Below are 17,836 nucleotides of genomic sequence, written 5' to 3'. Positions count from 1 at the left end.
GCTAGCTTTTTGCATGTATCCGGCACTATCATGGCTGATCGCAACCATCAGGCTGGATTCCATGTCGACCAAGCTTCACCTCGCCCTCCTTGCGCTTTGCCTTGCCTCTTCCTCCGTCCTCGCGCAGCAGATAGCCGCGACGCCCGCGCCGGTCGTCGCCAATGCCAGCAGCTTCACCACCAGCGACGGCGTACCGCTTGCCTACACGGTGGCCGGGACGGGCATCCCCGCCCTGTTCGTGCATGGCGGGCCCGGTTCAGGCAGCGAAGCGGTCGAGAAGCTGGCCGGCGCCACGCTGGAGAAGCACTTCCGCATGGTCTACCTGGACCAGCGCGGCAGCGGGCGTTCCGGCAGCGATCCGAAGAAGAACTATGCGCTCGAGCGCGTCATCCAGGACATGGATGAACTGCGCGCCAGCCTGAAGATCGGGAAGTGGGTCTTGATGTCGCACTCCTTCGGGGGCATCATCGCCACCGCCTACGCGCGCAAGTACCCGGAGCGCGTCAGCGGCATGGTCCTGATGAACAGCATCCTGTCCCTGCCGGCCTCGATGGAGAGCACGGCGACGCACGGCTACGCGCTGCTGCCTGCGAACGCGCGCCCACCGATGGACCCGGCCGCGCCCCTGCCCCAGCGCTTCGGCATGGTGATGGGCATGCTGGGCCAGGCCAGGCTGATGGGAAAGCTGATGTACGCCGACGATGCGACGGAAGCCCGGATTGGCGCCGCGATGAAGGGCCGCCCCGCCAACCGCGACTTTGCCTCCACCCTGTTCACCAGCGGCGCCATCGCGAACTACCTCGAAGACATGGCGCCCGCCACCGCGAGCCTGAGCATGCCGGTGCTGGTCATCAGCGGCAAGGAAGACCACGTGACCGGGGCCGAGCACTACAAGAGCTTCCGCTTCCCGCGCCAGCAGACCGTACAGGTGCCGGGCCGGCACTTCTCGATGCTGGAGCAGCCGCTGGAAGTGGGCCAGGCGCTGGAGCGCTACGCGGCGACGCTGGGCAGCGCTGCACGCTGAGCGCCATTACTTCGATGTTTATCGAAATGGGGGAATGATGTACAGGTGTCCGCATTGTGGCGACTTGTCGATCTCGGCCGCTTCGCAGTTCTCGCCGCCCTTCAATGGGCGGGTCAAGTGCCCGACCTGCGGCAGCGAGCTGAAGGTCCGGCAAAAGCTGACCAACTTCATCCTGCCGATCTACCTGCTCGGCCGCGTCGCGCTGTCCCAGCTGTTCGGCCTGCGCTTCGATGCCGGCATGTTCTGGGAGATGCTGATCCTGCTCGCGCTGGGCTTCGTGCAAATCCGCTTCATCGCGTACAAGGAAGTCAAGCGGCCGGAGGCTAGCCTGCAGCCGCGACCTTGACCACCGGCCGCGAAGGCGGCGCCGTGCCGCCGCTGCCCTTCACGACGGCCACCGGCCCGTCGAACTGGAAGCCGCCGGCTTCCTGCACCTCCCAGGCGCCCTCGCCCATCAGGCGCAGCACGTGGGTGTGGTGGCGCAGTACCGCGGCGCGGTGGGCGATGCTGATCAGGGTGGCGCCGCTGTCGCGCAGGCGCGCATAGAGCGACGCTTCGTTGCCGCTGTCGAGCGCACTGGTCGCTTCGTCCAGGATCACGATGCTGGGGCCGTGCACCAGCACGCGGGCGAAAGCCAGGCGCTGCTGTTCGCCGACCGACAGCAGCTTTTCCCAATCGTGCACGGCGTCCAGGCCGCCGACGCGTTCGGCCAGGCGCGGCAGGTGCACCTGCTCCAGGATCTCCAGCAGCTGCGGGTCGCTCAGCTCCGTGTGCCCGCTCGGGTAGATCAGCTGGCTGCGCAGCGTCCCCGCCTGCAGGTAGGGCTGCTGGGGCAGGAAGAAGAACTTGTCGAGCGATGGTCGCTGGATGGTGCCGCTGCCCCGGTTCCACAGGCCCGCGATCGCGCGCAGCAGCGAGCTCTTGCCGCAGCCGCTTTCGCCGGTGATGAGCAGCGCGTCGCCGGGCTTCAGGACCAGGTTCAGCTCCTTGATGAGCACCCGCTCGGATTGCGGCGGATGCAGGGTCAGCGATTCCAGCGCCAGGTGCTCGCCCGCACGGGTCTGGATGCGCGGCTCGGGCTTGGCGGCGGCGGTTTTCTTGCGCGCTTCCGGCAGCACCAGCCGCGACAGTGCCTGCAGGCGGTCGATGCCCGCGACGAAGCGGCTCAGGCTCTCGAAGTTGTCGACGATGACGCCGACCGCGCTCAGGACCGCCGTGAAGGCGCCGGCCGCCTGCACCGCGCGCCCCACTTCCAGCTCGCCCGACAGCACGCCGCCGGCCAGGATCATGAAGGGCAGCACCAGGGTCAGCTGGCTGAAGGTGCGTTGGAAGAGGTTGAGCGAACACTGCTTGCGGATCAGCTTGGCAAAGTTGCGGAACACCTTGTCGAAGCGGCTTTCGATGTGGGCGCGCTCCTGCGCTTCACCGCGATAGAAGGCGATCGATTCGGCGTTTTCGCGCAGGCGCATCAGGCTGAAACGGAAGTCCGCCTCGCGCCGCAGCTGCCAGAAGTTCAGGTGGATCAGCGGATTGCCGAACACGCCGAGCGCGACCACCGTGCCGGTGAGTGCGTACACGGCCAGCACGCCGACCAGCACGTGGGAAATCGACCACAACACGGCGCTGAAGGCCACCAGCTGCATGATCGAACCGAGGAAGATCAGGAGGAAGTGGATCGAGCGGCCGGTAAAGGTGTTGATGTCTTCGCTGATGCGCTGGTCCGGGTTGTCGATCTCGCTGTCGGCGCCCAGTTCGTAGTACTTGCGTCCGTTGAGGTAGCCGTCGAGGAAGCGCCCCGTGAGCCAGCGCCGCCAGTGGTTGCCGAACAGGTCGCGCATGTAATAGTAGAAGGCGTAGGTCGGCACCGCGAAAGCGAGGACCAGCAGGCAGGCCCGCACCGAGGTCCAGAAGCGGTCGCCATCCCTGGCCGCCAGCGCCGAGGTGATCTCGCCGGTCTGGTTGTTCAGCATGACCGCCAGCTTGGTCTCGACCAGCATCAGCACGATCAGGAACAGCAGCAGGCTCCAGGCTTTCGTCTTTTCGTTCCCCAGCCAATAGGGTTTGGCTACGCTGATAAATTGCTTCCAGGCAGCTAACGACAAGCCGGCGGCGCGGCGTTTCTTTTCCTTTGGCTCAGGCGCCGCGTTGGACGTGGCGCCGGTTCCGGCTGAAGTTGGCGTATTCATGATTGCTCGATTGCAGTAATCGGCGACATGGCATCGCCGGTACCTTCAGCATACGGCTGGGCACGACGTCGTTCCGTGCGAAAACGGACATAGGACGCGGGTCGATATGGTCAAGCACGGGACAGGCGCCGCCGTCCCTTACAGCGCGCAGGTACGGAAACCGGCGAAGATGTCGTCGCGCTGGGGCGTGTAGAAATTGCGGAAGTGGGGCGAGCGCAGGCGCGCCGGGGTGGCGAAGGAGGCGCCGCGCAATACCTGGCGCGTGACGAACCAGGGTGCGGAATATTCCAGGTAGCGATCCGGCTGAAAACCCGCATAAGGCAGGAAACGCGAAGCGGTCCATTCCCACAGCTGGCCCCAGTCGAAATCCGGATGGCCCGCGCTCGCCGCGCGCTCCCATTCGTCCTCGCGCGGCAGGCGCCGTCCGGCCCAGGTGCAGTAAGCCTCGGCTTCGTGCAGGCAGACGTGGCGCAGCGGCTCGGCCGGCTCCAGCGCAAGGCTCTGTCCGAAACGCCGGACGCGCCACCCGGCCCCGTCGCGTTCCCAGTAGCGCGGCGCCAAACGCCCCGTTTCCTGCAGCCACGCCCGGCCCGCCTCGCTCCAGAAGCGCGGCTGACGGTATCCGCCATCTTCCACAAAGGGGAGATAGTCGCCGTTGCTCACCAGCGCCGCATCGATCGTGAACGGGCCGGTCGGCCGCGTTGACGGTATGCGCTCGTTGTCGAAGACGAAGCCCTGCGACTGGTCGCCACCTGGCAGGAAGGCGGCCGCGCCGAAGTCGATGCCGGAACGGTCGCCGTGACGGAGCGGCGCTTCCGCCATCCCGGGTGGCGGCGCGGCGCCGAGCGTCTGCAGGGTGTAGAGCATGGCTTCGCCGTGCATGTCCTCGTGGGCCAGCGCCAGGCGATAGGGATACAGGCTGGCGTCGTCGTCCGTTTCCTGCGCCAGCCGCGCGCGCATGCGGTCCAGCACCTCGCCGCCGTAGCGTACCAGCGCCTCCGGCGCCGGCAAGTCGAGCATCCAGCGGCTGGCGTGGGCCACCAGGTTCGAGTCGAACCACGCGTCGCCCTGCGCCAGCAGCGAGTCGCCCACGGCGTCGCCGGGCCGGCTGCTGCGCGCCGCGCGCAGGACGAACCACTCGGCGAACCAGATCGTGTGTCCCAGCTCCCACAGGGGCGGATTCAAGATGGGAAGGCGCGGCACGCTTGCGGGCTGCCCATAGCCGGCGGCCGCCAGCGCCTCGAACAGGGTCAGCGTGCGCCGGCGCGCGTCCACCAGCGCGCCATCGAGCTCGCGCGCTCCCATCCGCCGGAATGATGCAGGGCCTGTCCTCATGCCGCGATTGTACGGCGGATCCTCAGCCAGGGTGCGCTGCCGGCAGCTCGACCACGAAGCGGGTGCCGCGCTCCGGCCCCGTGCTGAAGCTGATGCTGCCGCCGTGCTCCTCGATGATGGCCTTGCTGATCGCCAGGCCCAGCCCGGTGCCGCCACGCGTGCGCGAATCCGCCCCGTCGGCCTGGGCGAAGCGCTGGAACAGGCGCTTCTGGAACTCGGGCGCAATGCCTGGTCCTTCGTCGCGCACCGTCAGGCGAACCTTGCCCGGCGTCTGCGTCAGGCCCAGGGTCACGCTCCTGCCGCCTGGCGTGAACTTGATGCCGTTCGAGAGCAGGTTGGTCAGCACCTGCTCCATGCGGTCCGGATCGATGCTCGCCGCCAGCTGCGCCGCGCCCGCATCCCAGTCGCGCCGCAGCAGCACCCCGGCCTGGCGCGCATGTCCTTCCATCGCGGCCAACGCGCGCTCGGCCACCGGCAGCAAGGGCTGCGCCGTGTGCGTGAACTGCATGTGGCCCGCTTCGATCTTCTGGATGTCGAGCAGGTCGTTCACCATGCGCACCAGGCGCTCGCTGCTCTGGCTCGCGATCGTGATCAAGCGCGCGGCGTCCGGCGGCAGTTCGCCGGCCATGCCGTCGGCCAGCATCGCCAGCGAGGCCTGGATCGAGGTGAGCGGCGTGCGCAATTCGTGCGAGACGGTCGAGACGAACTCGTTCTTCATCTGCTCGACCCGCTTGCGTTCGGAGATATCGTGCAGGAACACGCTGAAGAAGGCGTCCTCGCCCTGCCCGGCCAGGTTCGCCGTCATCTCGATGGTGAATTCGCGGCCCTGGCGGTCGATGACCACGCGTTCCAGGCGCTGCTCCAGCATGGCCAGGTGGCCGGTCTGGCGGAAGGCGCGCAGCGCATGGTCCATGCTGGTGCGGTAGCGCTCCGGCAGTACCAGCTCGGACAAGGGCCAGCCCACCGCATCCTGGCGGCGCCAGCCGAACATGCGCTCGGCCGCACCGTTCCAGTCGAGGACCATGCCGCGCTGGTCGACCGCGATGTAGGCATCCTGAGCCGCTTCGACGATGGCGTTGATGCGCTGCTCGCTGGCCTGCACCGAGGCCAGGGCGCGCTCCAGTTCACGGGTGCGGTCCTCGACACGCTGTTCGAGCGTGGCGTTCAGGTCGCGCAGCTCGGTCTGCTTTCGCACCAGGTCGGTCACCAGATGGTTGAGGGTGCCGGACAGGGCCTGCACTTCAAAATAATCCTTCGGGTTCGGCACCAGCTGGACCGCTTCGCCGCGTCCCAGGCGCTCGGCCGACGCGGCCAGCGCCCCAAGCGGACGAGTGATGCGGCGCGCCACCAGCACCCCGGCCAGCGAGAACAGCACCGCCAGCGCGGCGCCGCTCCACAGCGCCTTCTCGCGCAGGCGGCGCACTGGGGCATAGGCATCCTCGACGTCCTGGCGCACCAGCACGGTCCAGCCCAGGCCCGGATACATGCCGCGGCCGACCGTGGCGCCATAGCCGACCAGGTAGGACACGCCATCCGGCCACTGCTCCACGCGGTAGCCGGTGCGCTTCTGCTGCGCCAGGCGCAGGCTCTCCATGTCGATCTTCTCGCCCTGCAGGCCGGGAGGTCCGAGCAGGACCACGCCGGCCTGGCTGACGATCAGGGCCTGCACCCGGCCGCGCGCCTGCACCGGCGCGATGATCGAGCGCTCGACGTCGCGCGCCCATTGCCAGGACAGGTGCACGCCCAGCACGCCCGCGGTCTTCCCAGGCAGGTCGGTATAGGGAAAGGCCACGTCGACGAAGCGGCGCGGTTCGCCGTTCTCCCCCGGCAGCAGCTTGGCCAGCTTGACCGCCTCGTGGACGTCGCCCACATGGACGCCCTGCAGCGCATTCTTGAACCAGGGTCGGGACGAGACGTCGGCGCCCTCCAGCAGGCCGCGCGCCTCGACTTCGACCCGGCCGTCCAGGCGTGCCAGGCCGATCCAGTCGTAATAGCCGTAGGTCTCGCGCATGTCGGCCAGGATCTGGCGCCGCTCGGCCAGCTTGACACCGGGGTCGCGCAGGTCGCGCCGGCGCGCCATCAGGCTCACCTCGCGGTAACGCTCGGCCATGCCGCGGTCGAGCTTATCGGCGGTCTGGCGCGCCAGTTCGGCCAGGCTGTGGCCGATGCTGTCCTTCACCTGCTCGGTCGAGGAGCGCTCGACCACCTGCACCAGCAGCAGGGTCAGGACCACGGTCAGCAGCGAAAAGGCCAGCGCCAGCCAGGCGCCGAGACCGCGCCGGCGCTGCCTGGGGGCGGCTGGGGGGAGTGTGTCCATGCTGTGTTTGCTCCGAAACAGTTACGCCAGCGTAACACACAGGGACGCGCCAGGGGGAGGCGCCGCACGGCCCTGTCGGATTTCCGGTAAACTACACGGTTACAGCAATACGCTTCATCGACGAGAAACGCCATGCCCAGCGCCACCCAAGCCACCACCGACCAGCTGGTCGATTACGTCACTTCCTGCGCCCTGCCGACCCCTTGGGCGCAGTTCACGCTGCACGCCTTTATCGAGCATTCGACGGGTAAGGAACATCTGGCGATGGTGCTCGGCGATATCGGCGACGGCGAGCCGGTGCTGGCGCGCGTGCACTCCGAATGCCTGACCGGCGACGTGCTGTTCTCGCAGCGCTGCGACTGCGGCGCCCAGCTGGAAGGCGCGCTGCAGCGCATCGCGGAAGAAGGCCGCGGTGTCCTGCTCTACCTGCGCCAGGAAGGGCGCGGCATTGGCCTGGTCAACAAGATCCGCGCCTACCGCCTGCAGGAAGCCGGCGCCGATACGGTCGAGGCCAACCTGCAGCTGGGCTTCCACGCGGATGCCCGCAACTACGAGCTGTGCAAGCCGATGCTGGCGCAGTTCGGCGTGCGCTCGCTGCGCCTGATGACCAACAACCCGCGCAAGATCGACGCCTTGAGCCGCCTCGGCATCGCCGTGGCCGAGCGCGTGCCGCTGCTGGTCAACCGCAATGCCTTCAACAACAGCTATCTGAACACCAAGCAGGCCAAGCTCGGGCACATGATGGGCCCAGTGGAAGCGCCTGCGGACGCTTCTTGATCTGACCTAGCGCGCGCGCGGGCCAGCGATCCGGTGGCAAGATAGTGCTTCCTCCTTGCCATGATCGGACTGCATGAAACGGACCGCCGCCGCCTTCCTGCTCTTCTGCCTTGCGGCCGGTGCTGCCTCGGCGCCGCCGCCGGAAGCGGCCAAGCGCCCTCCCAGTACGGGCGCCACCACCGTGCCGGCCCCGCCGCCGCACCTGCCGCCCACTGCGCCTCCGGGCGCCGCCACGCCCGCGCCCGCGCCGGGCGAGATCGACACCCAGGACGCCCTGCCGCCGCCCTCCTCGGCCGCGCAAGACCTGTACGCCTCGGCGCGCGGCGACCTGCTGCAAATCCGCATGCTGCTCAAGAACGGCCGCACCCAGTCCACCGTCGGTTCGGGCTTCCTGGTCGGCACCGGCAACCTGGTGGTCACCAACTACCACGTGGTGTCGCAGATGGCGCTCGACCCGGACGTGTATACCGCCGAATTCGTCGACACCGACGGCAATAGCGGCCCGGTCGAGCTGATGGCGGTCGATGTGCTGCACGACCTGGCGGTGCTGCGCGTGCACCGCGAAGGCAGCGGCTTCTTCAAGGTGCCCGAGCGTCCCGTGAAGCTGACCCAGGGCCAGCGCCTGTACTCGCTCGGCAACCCGCTCGACCTGGGCTTTGCGATCTCCGAAGGCGCCTACAACGGCGTGGTGACGCGCAGCTTCTACGACCAGCTGATGTTCGGGGGACCGATCAATTCCGGCATGAGCGGCGGCCCCAGCGTCACCAGCAACGGCACCGTGGCCGGCGTCAACGTGTCCAAGCGGCGCGACGGCGAATCGGTCAGTTTCCTGGTGCCGGTGAAGTACGTGCAGGAGCTGCTGCGGCGCGTGGCCAGCCAGCCGGCGCCGCCGAAGGACTTCAATCCGCTGATCGCGGCCCAGCTGCTCGAGCACCAGCGCGCCATGGTCGACCGCCTGCTGGAAGAGCCGCTGGCAATCAAGAGCATGGGGCCCTACCTGGTGCCGGTGCGCGAATCGGGCCAGCTGCGCTGCTGGGGACGCTCGAACGTGAAGGCGGAGACGGCCTACACGCTGGACGCCATGAGCTGCGCGATGGAGTCGGCCATCTACGTCTCGGCGACGCAGCAGACCGGCCACGTGGCGATGACCCACCAGTACATCCGCTCCGACAACCTGGCGCGCCTGCCCTTCGCGGCCCTGGCCAGCCGCCTGTTCCGCACCGACAAGCTGGGCAGCGCCTGGGACCGGCGCCTGACCAAGCCGGTGTGCACCGAAGCCTTCGTGCACACCCGCACCCTGCCCCTGCGCGCGGTGACCTGCGTGCGCGCCTACCGAAAGTTCGAAGGCCTGTACAACTTCACGCTGCTGACCGCCAGCACCAACGCGGCCGAATCGAGCCTGCAGAGCCGCCTGGACGTGTCCGGCGTCTCCTACGAGAACGGGATGCGCGTCACGCGCGCCTTCCTCGGCTCCTTCGGGCGCAACCTGCGCCGTCCTGCCGCGCCCGCACCGGCGCCGCCCGCGGCTGGAGGCAAGCGATGAGCGGCCCCTGGACCGTCGAGATCCTGGCCCGCAACGGCGAGGTGCTGCATAGGCAGCGTGCCTTGAGCCTGCCGATCCGCCTCGGCCGCGCCTACGACAACGACTTCATCCTCGACGACGAATACGCCGCCGCCCACCACGCCGTGATCGAGCAGGACGCGGACGGCAAGCTCCTGATGCGCGACCTCGGCACGCGCAATGGCCTGAACCACGGGCGCAAGCGCGTAGCGCGGCTGCTGCTCGACGGCGACACCGTGGTGCGCATGGGCCACACCTCGCTGCGGGTGCGCGCCGCGGATTTCCCAGTGCCGGCCGAACTGCTCGACCGCACCATGCACGGGTGGGAGGGCGTGCTGCCCGGCGTGCTCGGCGTGCTGCTGGCGGGCCTGGTGGCCCTGCTCGTGACCTGGCTGCTCGACGCCCAGCCCTTCGAGCTGCTGAACTACGTGCTGGCGCCGAGCGCCGGCATCGGCGCGGCCCTGCTGTGGAGCAGCATGTGGGCCTTCGTGAACCGCCTGTTCGGGCGCTACACGCGCCTGGGCCGGCACCTGTTCATCTTCGGCTGCGGCATGGCGGCGCTGGTGGGCTTCCGCCTGCTCGCCTCGATCCTGGCCTATGCGTACTCCTTCGAATGGCTCACGCGCTACGGCTCGCACGCGGTGGTGGCGACGATCGCCGGCATCATCTACTTCCACCTGGCGACCATCAAGCCGCCGCTGCGCCGGCGCCTGCGCGCGATCTGCGCCGGGGCGGCGGTGCTGGCCTCCTGCCTGGTCCTGATCGTCAACCAGCAGCGCCACGGCCGCCTCGCGGACGAACTGTACATGGCGGTGCTGCTGCCGCCGGAACTGCGCGCCAGCCCGGATGCGACGGTGGCCGACTACATGGGCCGGGTCGATGCCATGCGCAAGGAACTCGACGCCGAGCGGGCCGCGCCCTCGGCGGCAGGCGGCAACTGAGGCCATCCACGATGCTTTGACAAGGGCGGGCGGATATCGGAAGATCGGGCATCCCGCACCCCAGGCCCCCATGAACCCGACCCGCAGCAAAGCCGCCTTCGCCATCGCCTGGCTCCTGTTCTGGAGCCTGATGGTGCTGGTCGCCGTGGAAGACTACCGGCGCGACGGCGGCAGCGCCTGGTGGCAGCCGGTGCTGTGGGAGACTTCGTCGGCGCTGGTCTGCACCGCCCTGCTGCTCCTGCAGCGCCGCTTCAGCGCACGCTTCGACCACCTGATCACCGCGCCCTGGCGCTGGTTCGCGCTGCAGGCCAGCATGCTGCCCCTGTACTGGGTCGCTTTCATTCCGCTGGCTTTCGGCATTCGCCACGGCGTGTATGCGCTGCTCGGGGCCAGCTACGACCACGAGCCCTGGGGCGAGGTCTTCGTCTACGAAGCGATGAAGCTCACCGTCTTCGTCGGCCTGTTCACCGTCATCGGTTTCGGTTTGCTGTCCTACCGCGAGCTGCTCGGCGCGCGCCTGCGCGAGGAACGGGCCGGCGCCCTGCTGCGCGAGGCCCAGCTGCAGTCGCTGTCTCGCCAGATGCAACCGCATTTCCTGTTCAATGCGCTCAACACCATCTCCTCGCTGATGCACACCGACGTGGCGCGCGCCGACGCCACCCTGGTGCAGCTGGCCGACCTGCTGCGCGCGGCCCTCGCGCTGGGCGAGCGGGCCCAGGCCACGCTGGAGGAGGAACTGCGCCTGGCGCGCGCCTATGCGGGCGTGATGGAGCAGCGCTTCGACGGCCGCGCCACGGTCGACTGGCGCATCGAGGACGGTGTACAGGCCGCGCTGCTGCCGGCCATGAGCGTGCAGCCGCTGCTGGAGAACGTGTTCAAGCACACGGTCGAGCGCCAGCGGGCACCGGTCCGCATCACGGTCAGCACAGCGCGCGAGGGAATGGAGCTGGTGCTGCGCGTCGACGACGACAGCGGGACCTTGACCAAGCAGAGCGACGGCGCGGGGCCTGGCCTCGGCCTGGCCAATCTGCGCGCGCGCCTGGGAGCCCTGTATGGCGAACGCGCCAGCCTGACCCTGTCCCAGCTGGCGCCGGGCGGCGTGCGCACCGAACTGAGGCTGCCATGCGCATCCTGATCGTCGACGACGAACGCCCGGCGCGCGAGCGCCTACGCCGCATGCTGGCTTCGGCCCCAGGCATCGAGGCCATCGAGGAAGCCGCCGACGGTCACGAGGCGCTGCGCCTGCTGACGCAGTTCCAGCCGGACGCCCTGCTGCTCGACGTCGAGATGCCAGAGCTGTCCGGCATCGACCTGGCAGCCTCGCTGCCGCAGCCGGCGCCGCTGGTGGTTTTTGTTACCGCCTATGACGAATACGCACTGCGCGCGTTCGACGCGAACGCCATCGACTACCTGCTCAAGCCCTTTGACGCGGCGCGCCTGCGGCGGGCGCTGGAGCGGTTGCAGGAGCGAATCGATGCGCGCCATGCGGCGCGCACGGCGCAAGCGGCGACGGGACTGGCGCCGCGCCAGCTGCTGGTGACCGAGCGCGGGGCTACGCGCGTGGTGCAGGTGGCGGACATCGCCTGGCTCGAGACCGCCGACAACTACGTGGCGCTGCACACCGCGCAGGGCACGCCGCTGCTGCGCCAGACCTTATCAAGCCTGCTCGCACAGCTCGGCGGCGACTTCGTGCGCTGCCACCGGCGCGCGGCGGTGCGCCCCACCGAAGTCGAGCGCGTCGTCCCGCTCGACAAGGGCGACTGCGAACTGGTGCTGCGCAGCGGCGCGACCGTGCCCTGCAGCCGCCAGTACCGCGCCGCGCTCGTGGCCGCGCTCCACCTTCCGTAGGGCTCGCGGCGTCCGTTCCGCCCCGCCGCGGACCCGCTTCGCCCCATTCCGCTCGCTCTCCACGCGCCGGCCCGGCATGCTGGCGCCATTCCTACAACGAGAGCGCGCCATGAACCGTGATCATCCCGGGCTGAACGCCCGCCTGTACTTCCTCGACTGGGTACGCATCATCGCCTTCTTCATCCTGATCCTCTACCACGTCGGCATGTATTACGTGAGTTGGGACTGGCACGTGAAGAGCCCCTTCGCCGGCAGCGGCCCGGAACCCTTCATGATGCTGTCCTCGCCCTGGCGCCTGGGGCTGCTGTTCTTCATCGCGGGCGCAGCCGCCAGCCTCATGCTGCGCAAGGCCGGCACCGCGCCCTTCCTGCGCCGGCGCAGCGTGCGGCTGCTGGTGCCGCTGGTGTTCGGCATGCTGGTGGTGGTGCCGCCACAGCCCTACCTGGAGGTGGTCGAGAAGCTCGGCTACGCCGACGGCTACGGGGCCTTCATGCGCCTTTACCTGCAAGCCTACAAGGGTTTCTGCCGCGAGGATTGCCTGATCCTGCCGACCTGGAACCACCTGTGGTTCGTCGCCTATCTGTGGATCTACACGGTGCTGCTGGGCGCGCTCATCGCGGCGCTGGGTCCGCGTTTCGACCGCATCGCGGCATGGGTAGGTAGCTTGCTGCAGGGCTGGCGCATCGTCGCCCTGCCCGCCGCCGTGCTGGCGCTGGCGCGCGTGGCGCTGGTCGAGCACTTCCCGACCAACCACGCCGTCGTGGGCGACTGGTACAACCACGCGATGTCCTTCCTGCCCTTCCTGCTCGGCGCCCTGGTGGCGCGCGTGCCGGGCTTCTGGGCGCGCCTGCCGCCCCTGCGCTGGCCGGCGCTGGGCATCGCCGTGACCGGCTGGACGCTGCTGGTGATGTGGGATGCGGTGACCTACGACATCATCTCGCCGCCGGTGGTGGCGGTGCTGCGCCCCTTCATGTATTCGATGTATGCGCTGCTGGCCTGGAGCGCGATGCTTGCCGCCTGCGGTTTCGCCAAGCGCCACCTCGACCATGACGGCCCGGCACGGCGCTACCTGAACGAAGCGATCTTCCCGGTCTACATCCTGCACCAGACCCTGATCGTCACGATGGCGCACGCAATGAAGCCGCTGCGCATCGCGCCTGGCCTGGAAGCGCTGCTGCTGGTGGTGCTGACCTTGAGCCTGAGCTTCGGGATTTTTGAAGTGGTGCGGCGCGTCCGTGTCCTGCGGCCCTTGTTCGGCCTGGCGCCGCAAAGGCGGACGGGCGCACCGGCGGCAGCCGCTGCGCCCGTCGCGGGCGCCGCAGCCGCCGGCTGATCAATGCGTCGAGGCGCCTGACGGACGGTTGCCCTGGGCATTGGCCTGCTGCGCGCCCTGCCCCGGCTGGCCGCGGTGGACTTCACCGTTGCCATCCATCGAACGGCGCGCGTCGCCGTCCGGACGTGCGAACGGATCGGCGGCATTGCGCAGCGCTTCCTGCTGGGTGCGGATGTTGCGTTCGGTCTCCTCGGCGGTGGTGCGCGCCACTTCGTCGACCAGGGCGCGTGCGGTACGGGTGGTGTTCTGCACGTGCTGCTCGGTCACGCGCGCCATGTCGACCTGCGCTTCGGCCGCCAGGCGCGAGACGTGGTGCTGGTAGGCGCGCAGCTTCTCGCTGGTCGGCTGGGCGCGTGCCGAGGCTGCGCTGAGCAGCTCGGTCTGGCGGTCGGCGCTCAGCACCTGCTGGCTGGCCAGGGTGCTTTCTTCGACCAGGGTCTGGACCAGCTGGATGTTCAGGTCGCACATCTGCTGGAAGGAACGGAACATCGACTTGGACATGTCGTTCAGGAAGGCGGTCTGCGCGTCCATGTGGGAGCGCACGGCCGGGGTCTGAGAAAAGGGAAACATGCGTTGACCTCGTTCTATAGTTTCATTGAAAGGCACGCCACGGCGCACTGGCCGCGGCACGAGGCTAGAAGACTAAAGACGCTGGCCAGGCCGCGTTTGATCTGGGCCAAAGGTGCGCCCGCCGGGCGTCAGCGCCTGGCCTGCACCTTCGGCAGTTCGGCGCCGCAATCCTTGCAGAATGTTGCGCTCGCTTCGTGGCCGCCGTTGCCGCACACTTCGCAGTTGCGCGGCACGCGCGCCGGGCCGTGGCGGCGGTCGTTGCGGCGCGCCGTCATCTCTGCGGTGACGATGCCGGTCGGCACCGCCAGGATGCCCCAGCCGAGCAGCATCATGAAGGATGCGATCGCCTTGCCGAGCGTGGTGTGCGGGGTGATGTCGCCATAGCCCACCGTGGTCATGGTGACGATCGCCCAGTACATCGCGGTCGGGATGCTGGTATAGCCGTGCGCCGGCCCCTCGACCACGTACATTACGGTGCCCAGGATCAGCACCGCCATCAGCACCACCGACAGGAACACCATGATCTTGCGCCGGCTGGCGGCCAAGGCCTCGGCCAGGCGCGTGTATTCCTCGATGTAGAGGGTGAGCTTGAAGATGCGGAACAGCCGCAGCAGGCGCAGGATGCGGATGTCGAGCAGCGCTTCGCTGCCCGGCACCAGCAGCGACACGTAGGTCGGCAGCACCGACAGCAGGTCGACGATGCCGTAGAAGCTGGTGGCGTAACGCAGCGGCTGGCGCACGCACAGCAGGCGCGCCGCGTATTCGAAGGTGAACAGCAGCGTGAAGCTCCATTCCAGCACGCGCATCAGCCCGGTGTAGCGGGCGTGGATCAGCGGCACGCTGTCGAGCACCACCACCAGGATGCTGAGCAGGATCGCCCCCACCAGCGCGATGTCGAAACGTCGTCCCGCCTTGGAGTCGCTGCGGAAGATGATGTCGTACAGGCGGCCGCGCCAGCCGTCCGGGCGGCCGTAGCGGGCGGGCGTGTTGTTCCCTCGGGTGGAGGCGCCGGCCTTCATGTTGCGTAGGGCGGTCCCTTGAGCTCGACGGTGTTGCGCTCCGGGTCGAGCAGGTATATCGACGGCCCCTCGCCTTCAGCGCCATAGCGCGATTCAACCGGGCCGGCGGGCACGCCGTGGGCATCCAGGTGGCGCCGGATCGCGGCTTCGTCGAAGGGTTCGACACGCAGGCACAGGTGGTCGAGGTTGCGGCCACCTACCCCAGGGGCCGCGCCGCCCTCGCGGCCCAGCTTGCTGTCGACCGGCACAAGGTCGATCAGGGAATGGCCGGCGCGTAGCTGAATCAGTCCAAGCTCCTCCAGGCGCCGCTCGACGCGGCAGCCCAGCACCTCGCCGTAGAAGGCGATCATGGCGTCGAGGTCGGCGACGCGCAGGACGATGTGGTCGAGCCCGCGCACCGCGATCGGGTGCTCACTTGGCATGGCGCTCGATCCAGGCGGCAAAGCTGTCGATGAAGGTCTGGAAGAAGGCGCGGCTTCCATCGTCGATCAGGCGATCGCCCTCGTACTTGCCGGCCACCATGCCGACATAGGCTTCCGGCGCCGGCATGCAGGGCATGTTCAGGAAAGGCAGCATCTGGCGCAGGTGGTGGTTGGCGCCGAAGCCGCCCAGCGCGCCCGGCGAGACACTGACCACCGCGCAGGGCTTGTCGGCGTAAGCCGCCTTGCCGTAGGGGCGCGAGCCGACGTCGATCGCGTTCTTCAGAGCGCCCGGGACCGAGCGGTTGTATTCCGGCGTACAGAACAGGATGCCGTCGGCCTGCCTGATGCGCTCGCGGAATGCAGTGAACGCGGCCGGCGGATTGTCGGTCTCGTCGTCCTGGTTGTACAGCGGCAGGTCGCGGATCTCGACGATCTCCATGTGGAGGCTGGCGGGCGCCAGTTCGATCATCGATCGCGCCACCTTGCGGGTGAACGAGTCCTTGCGCAGGCTGCCGACGATGACGGCGATGTTCCGTGTGGCCATGGTGTTCCTTTCGGGTTCGGTCGCAAAACCTGATGTTAACCATTTTTGCACGCTCGCGCTGCCCGCCCCTGTTAGCGGGCGGAACAGGACGTGACAAACCACGCATTTCCGCACGGCAGGCGCGTTGTATTGTGGGCGCTCCGCATCCCATGAGTCCCCTGCCATGCGCTTCACCTCGATCTTCCTTGCCGCCCTCCTGGCAGGCGTGTCCGGCGCAGCCCTTGCCGCAGATGCTGAACCCAAACTGCCGACCAGCCCCAAGCAATGGCGCGCCGCCGCCCTGCGCGACGTCGAAGCAGGCTACCGCGTCACGCTCGCCAACCATGCCGGCGCCCATGATCCGCACAATCCCGCCTTCCTGACCAACCTGCGCGCCGCCAAGGCCCACGGCGCCGCGCTGGCGGCGCAAGTGAGCGACGGCAGCGGCTACATCGCGGCCCTGCTGGGCTTCTCGAACCGCATCCACGACGGTCATGCGGGCGTCTATCCAAGCTTCGATGCCGCCGCCGTCAGGCCGGCCCAGTGGCCCGGCTTCGTTGCCGCCTGGCGCGGCGACCTGTTCGTCTATGCCAGCGAGGACGGCGCCGCGCGCGAAGGCGAACGCATCGTGTCCTGCGACGGCAAGCCGGCGCGCACGCTGCTGGAGCAGAACGTGTTCGCCTTCCTGGGACGCATCAAGGAAGACGGCCAGTGGTGGAGCCAGACGCGCAACCTGTTCATCGACACGGGCAACCCGTTCGTGGCACGGCCAAAACGCTGCGTGTTCGAGCTTGATGGCCGCCAGGTCGAACGCAGCCTGGCCTGGCGCGAGGCGCCCAAGTCGCTCGCGCCCCTGCTGCGCGAAAGCGTCGCCGGCGATGCCCTGCCGGTCGGCCTGAGCGAACCGCGCAAGAATTTGTTCTGGGTGGCGATGCCGACCTTCCAGCCATCCGACGAGGAACGCGCGGCCTACCGCGCCATCTACGAGCAGGTGCGCAGCCAGCGCGCGCGCTTCCTCGGCGCGGACGCGGTCGTGGTCGACCTGCGCCGCAACCAGGGCGGCAGCTCGGACTGGAGCCAGCAATTCGCGAAGGCCCTGTGGGGCGACGCGGAGCTGAAGCGCCGCGACGATGCGCGCAATGCCGGCGTCGAAGTCTGGTACCGCGCCTCGCCGGGCAACATCGCCTATTACCAGCGCACCAGGGAAGACGACTTGGCCAGGGGCGAAACCGCGTCCGCGCAGTGGTGGGCCGAACGCGAAGCGGCGATGCGCAAGGCGCTGGCGGCCAAGTCACCTTATGCCATCCGCAAGGACGAGGAGGAGGCGACCGAAGCGGCGCCGCAGCCGGCGCCCGCGCCCTTCACCCGTCCGGTCTACGTGATCGTCCCGGGTAACTGCGCGAGCGCCTGCCTGGACGCCATCGATTACTTCAAACTGTTCCCGAACACGAAGCTGGTCGGGGCGCCGAGTTCCGCCGATTCGACTTATATGGAAGTGAGGATCGAGCCGCTGCCGGGAGGACTGGGAAGAGTCGTCGTGCCGACGAAACTGTACGTCAACCGGCCGCGCGGCAACGGCGAGTTCTACCGCCCGGATATCCCGGTCACCAGCCTGCGCTGGACCACGGCCACCTTCCTCGAGGTGGTGGAACGCGACCTCGCGGGCAAATGAGCAGGACCACCCGGCGCGACGCGCTGCTGTGCGGGCTCGGCATGCTGCTGATCGGGCTTGTGGCGCTCGCCTTCACCTCCGGACTCGTCGAAGGTGTGCCGAGCCGGCGGCGGTGGCGCGTGCCGGAATTCCCTCCTCCGCGCTGGCTCGCCATTTGCGCCAGCCTGGTCTTCGTCTTCGGCGGCCTGGCCGTGCTGTGGACGCACTACAAGCCGCGGCGGGCCGGCCCCGTGTTCGGCGCACTGGCGACCCTGATGCTCCTCACCGTCCTGGGATGGTTCGTCTTCATGAAACTGACGCACTACTGA

At 68.5% G+C, this 17,836-nt stretch carries 17 protein-coding genes; 10 read left to right on the top strand and 7 right to left on the bottom strand.

Annotated features, from left to right (window positions below):
- Positions 1-61 precede the first annotated feature (61 nt).
- Positions 62-1,024: an alpha/beta fold hydrolase gene (locus tag GV068_RS23680; RefSeq protein WP_159703838.1), complete on the top strand. Its 963-nt coding sequence runs from the start codon at positions 62-64 to the stop codon at positions 1,022-1,024.
- A 64-nt stretch (positions 1,025-1,088) separates the two neighbouring features.
- A complete protein-coding gene (locus tag GV068_RS23675) occupies positions 1,089-1,370 on the top strand; it encodes a hypothetical protein (RefSeq protein WP_159703835.1) in 282 nt (93 codons plus the stop codon).
- Here the strand turns inward: GV068_RS23675 and GV068_RS23670 are convergent.
- From GV068_RS23670 to GV068_RS23660, 3 genes are all read right to left on the bottom strand, one after another.
- A complete protein-coding gene (locus GV068_RS23670; protein ID WP_159703832.1) occupies positions 1,348-3,210 on the bottom strand; it encodes an ABC transporter ATP-binding protein/permease in 1,863 nt (620 codons plus the stop codon). The genes GV068_RS23675 and GV068_RS23670 overlap by 23 nt on opposite strands.
- Positions 3,211-3,348: 138 nt before the next feature.
- On the bottom strand, positions 3,349-4,545 hold the full coding sequence (gene senA, locus GV068_RS23665) for a selenoneine synthase SenA (RefSeq protein WP_159703829.1): 1,197 nt from the start codon (positions 4,543-4,545) through the stop codon (positions 3,349-3,351).
- A gap of 22 nt (positions 4,546-4,567) precedes the next feature.
- The gene (locus GV068_RS23660; protein WP_159703826.1) at positions 4,568-6,862 is read right to left on the bottom strand and encodes an ATP-binding protein; all 2,295 of its coding nucleotides are present in this window, start codon (positions 6,860-6,862) and stop codon (positions 4,568-4,570) included.
- Between the two features lie 132 nt (positions 6,863-6,994).
- Between GV068_RS23660 and ribA the strand changes: the two genes are divergently transcribed.
- The 6 genes from ribA (at position 6,995) to GV068_RS23630 (ending at position 13,322) form a co-directional block, all read left to right on the top strand.
- The gene (ribA, locus tag GV068_RS23655) at positions 6,995-7,639 is read left to right on the top strand and encodes a GTP cyclohydrolase II (protein WP_159703823.1); all 645 of its coding nucleotides are present in this window, start codon (positions 6,995-6,997) and stop codon (positions 7,637-7,639) included.
- Positions 7,640-7,712: 73 nt separating this feature from the next.
- Positions 7,713-9,182 carry a serine protease gene (locus GV068_RS23650; protein ID WP_159703820.1) on the top strand — a complete coding sequence of 490 codons (1,470 nt, stop codon included), beginning with the start codon at positions 7,713-7,715 and terminating at the stop codon, positions 9,180-9,182.
- The gene (locus tag GV068_RS23645) at positions 9,179-10,141 is read left to right on the top strand and encodes an FHA domain-containing protein (RefSeq protein ID WP_159703817.1); all 963 of its coding nucleotides are present in this window, start codon (positions 9,179-9,181) and stop codon (positions 10,139-10,141) included. The genes GV068_RS23650 and GV068_RS23645 overlap by 4 nt, the downstream gene beginning before the upstream one ends.
- A gap of 70 nt (positions 10,142-10,211) precedes the next feature.
- A complete protein-coding gene (locus tag GV068_RS23640) occupies positions 10,212-11,276 on the top strand; it encodes a sensor histidine kinase (protein WP_159703814.1) in 1,065 nt (354 codons plus the stop codon).
- Complete coding sequence (locus tag GV068_RS23635) at positions 11,264-11,989, top strand: LytTR family DNA-binding domain-containing protein (protein WP_159703811.1); 726 nt, start codon at positions 11,264-11,266, stop codon at positions 11,987-11,989. Before GV068_RS23640 ends, GV068_RS23635 begins: the two co-directional genes overlap by 13 nt.
- A gap of 109 nt (positions 11,990-12,098) precedes the next feature.
- Complete coding sequence (locus tag GV068_RS23630) at positions 12,099-13,322, top strand: acyltransferase family protein (protein ID WP_159703808.1); 1,224 nt, start codon at positions 12,099-12,101, stop codon at positions 13,320-13,322.
- Here GV068_RS23630 and GV068_RS23625 read toward each other — a convergent pair whose 3' ends face one another.
- The 4 genes from GV068_RS23625 to GV068_RS23610 all read right to left on the bottom strand — a co-directional run bounded on the left by GV068_RS23625 (position 13,323) and on the right by GV068_RS23610 (position 15,877).
- On the bottom strand, positions 13,323-13,892 hold the full coding sequence (locus GV068_RS23625; RefSeq protein ID WP_159703805.1) for a phasin family protein: 570 nt from the start codon (positions 13,890-13,892) through the stop codon (positions 13,323-13,325).
- 128 nt (positions 13,893-14,020) lie between these two features.
- Complete coding sequence (locus tag GV068_RS23620) at positions 14,021-14,911, bottom strand: ion transporter (protein WP_159703787.1); 891 nt, start codon at positions 14,909-14,911, stop codon at positions 14,021-14,023.
- The gene (locus tag GV068_RS23615) at positions 14,908-15,333 is read right to left on the bottom strand and encodes a VOC family protein (RefSeq protein WP_159703784.1); all 426 of its coding nucleotides are present in this window, start codon (positions 15,331-15,333) and stop codon (positions 14,908-14,910) included. Before GV068_RS23615 ends, GV068_RS23620 begins: the two co-directional genes overlap by 4 nt.
- Positions 15,323-15,877, bottom strand: a complete 555-nt coding sequence (locus tag GV068_RS23610) for an NADPH-dependent FMN reductase (protein WP_159703781.1) — start codon at positions 15,875-15,877, stop codon at positions 15,323-15,325. The genes GV068_RS23615 and GV068_RS23610 overlap by 11 nt, the downstream gene beginning before the upstream one ends.
- A gap of 163 nt (positions 15,878-16,040) precedes the next feature.
- Here GV068_RS23610 and GV068_RS23605 point away from each other — a divergent pair, with 163 nt between their 5' ends.
- Together GV068_RS23605 and GV068_RS23600 are read left to right on the top strand one after the other, a co-directional pair.
- The gene (locus GV068_RS23605) at positions 16,041-17,528 is read left to right on the top strand and encodes a S41 family peptidase (protein ID WP_159703778.1); all 1,488 of its coding nucleotides are present in this window, start codon (positions 16,041-16,043) and stop codon (positions 17,526-17,528) included.
- A complete protein-coding gene (locus GV068_RS23600) occupies positions 17,525-17,836 on the top strand; it encodes a hypothetical protein (RefSeq protein WP_159703775.1) in 312 nt (103 codons plus the stop codon). The genes GV068_RS23605 and GV068_RS23600 overlap by 4 nt, the downstream gene beginning before the upstream one ends.

Source organism: Massilia sp. 9I (assembly GCF_902506415.1).
Classification (GTDB): domain Bacteria; phylum Pseudomonadota; class Gammaproteobacteria; order Burkholderiales; family Burkholderiaceae_D; genus Telluria.
This window is presented reverse-complemented; position numbering and strand designations above follow the sequence as displayed.

Bases quoted from the DNA above. Each gene is read 5' to 3' on its own strand.
- GV068_RS23680 (WP_159703838.1), top strand. From the start codon at position 62: ATGTCGACCAAGCTTCACCTCGCCCTCCTTGCGCTTTGCCTTGCCTCT.
- GV068_RS23670 (WP_159703832.1), bottom strand. From the start codon at position 3,210: ATGAATACGCCAACTTCAGCCGGAACCGGCGCCACGTCCAACGCGGCG.
- senA (WP_159703829.1), bottom strand. From the start codon at position 4,545: ATGAGGACAGGCCCTGCATCATTCCGGCGGATGGGAGCGCGCGAGCTC.
- GV068_RS23660 (WP_159703826.1), bottom strand. From the start codon at position 6,862: ATGGACACACTCCCCCCAGCCGCCCCCAGGCAGCGCCGGCGCGGTCTC.
- ribA (WP_159703823.1), top strand. From the start codon at position 6,995: ATGCCCAGCGCCACCCAAGCCACCACCGACCAGCTGGTCGATTACGTC.
- GV068_RS23650 (WP_159703820.1), top strand. From the start codon at position 7,713: ATGAAACGGACCGCCGCCGCCTTCCTGCTCTTCTGCCTTGCGGCCGGT.
- GV068_RS23645 (WP_159703817.1), top strand. From the start codon at position 9,179: ATGAGCGGCCCCTGGACCGTCGAGATCCTGGCCCGCAACGGCGAGGTG.
- GV068_RS23640 (WP_159703814.1), top strand. From the start codon at position 10,212: ATGAACCCGACCCGCAGCAAAGCCGCCTTCGCCATCGCCTGGCTCCTG.
- GV068_RS23635 (WP_159703811.1), top strand. From the start codon at position 11,264: ATGCGCATCCTGATCGTCGACGACGAACGCCCGGCGCGCGAGCGCCTA.
- GV068_RS23630 (WP_159703808.1), top strand. From the start codon at position 12,099: ATGAACCGTGATCATCCCGGGCTGAACGCCCGCCTGTACTTCCTCGAC.
- GV068_RS23625 (WP_159703805.1), bottom strand. From the start codon at position 13,892: ATGTTTCCCTTTTCTCAGACCCCGGCCGTGCGCTCCCACATGGACGCG.
- GV068_RS23620 (WP_159703787.1), bottom strand. From the start codon at position 14,911: ATGAAGGCCGGCGCCTCCACCCGAGGGAACAACACGCCCGCCCGCTAC.
- GV068_RS23615 (WP_159703784.1), bottom strand. From the start codon at position 15,333: ATGCCAAGTGAGCACCCGATCGCGGTGCGCGGGCTCGACCACATCGTC.
- GV068_RS23610 (WP_159703781.1), bottom strand. From the start codon at position 15,877: ATGGCCACACGGAACATCGCCGTCATCGTCGGCAGCCTGCGCAAGGAC.
- GV068_RS23605 (WP_159703778.1), top strand. From the start codon at position 16,041: ATGCGCTTCACCTCGATCTTCCTTGCCGCCCTCCTGGCAGGCGTGTCC.
- GV068_RS23600 (WP_159703775.1), top strand. From the start codon at position 17,525: ATGAGCAGGACCACCCGGCGCGACGCGCTGCTGTGCGGGCTCGGCATG.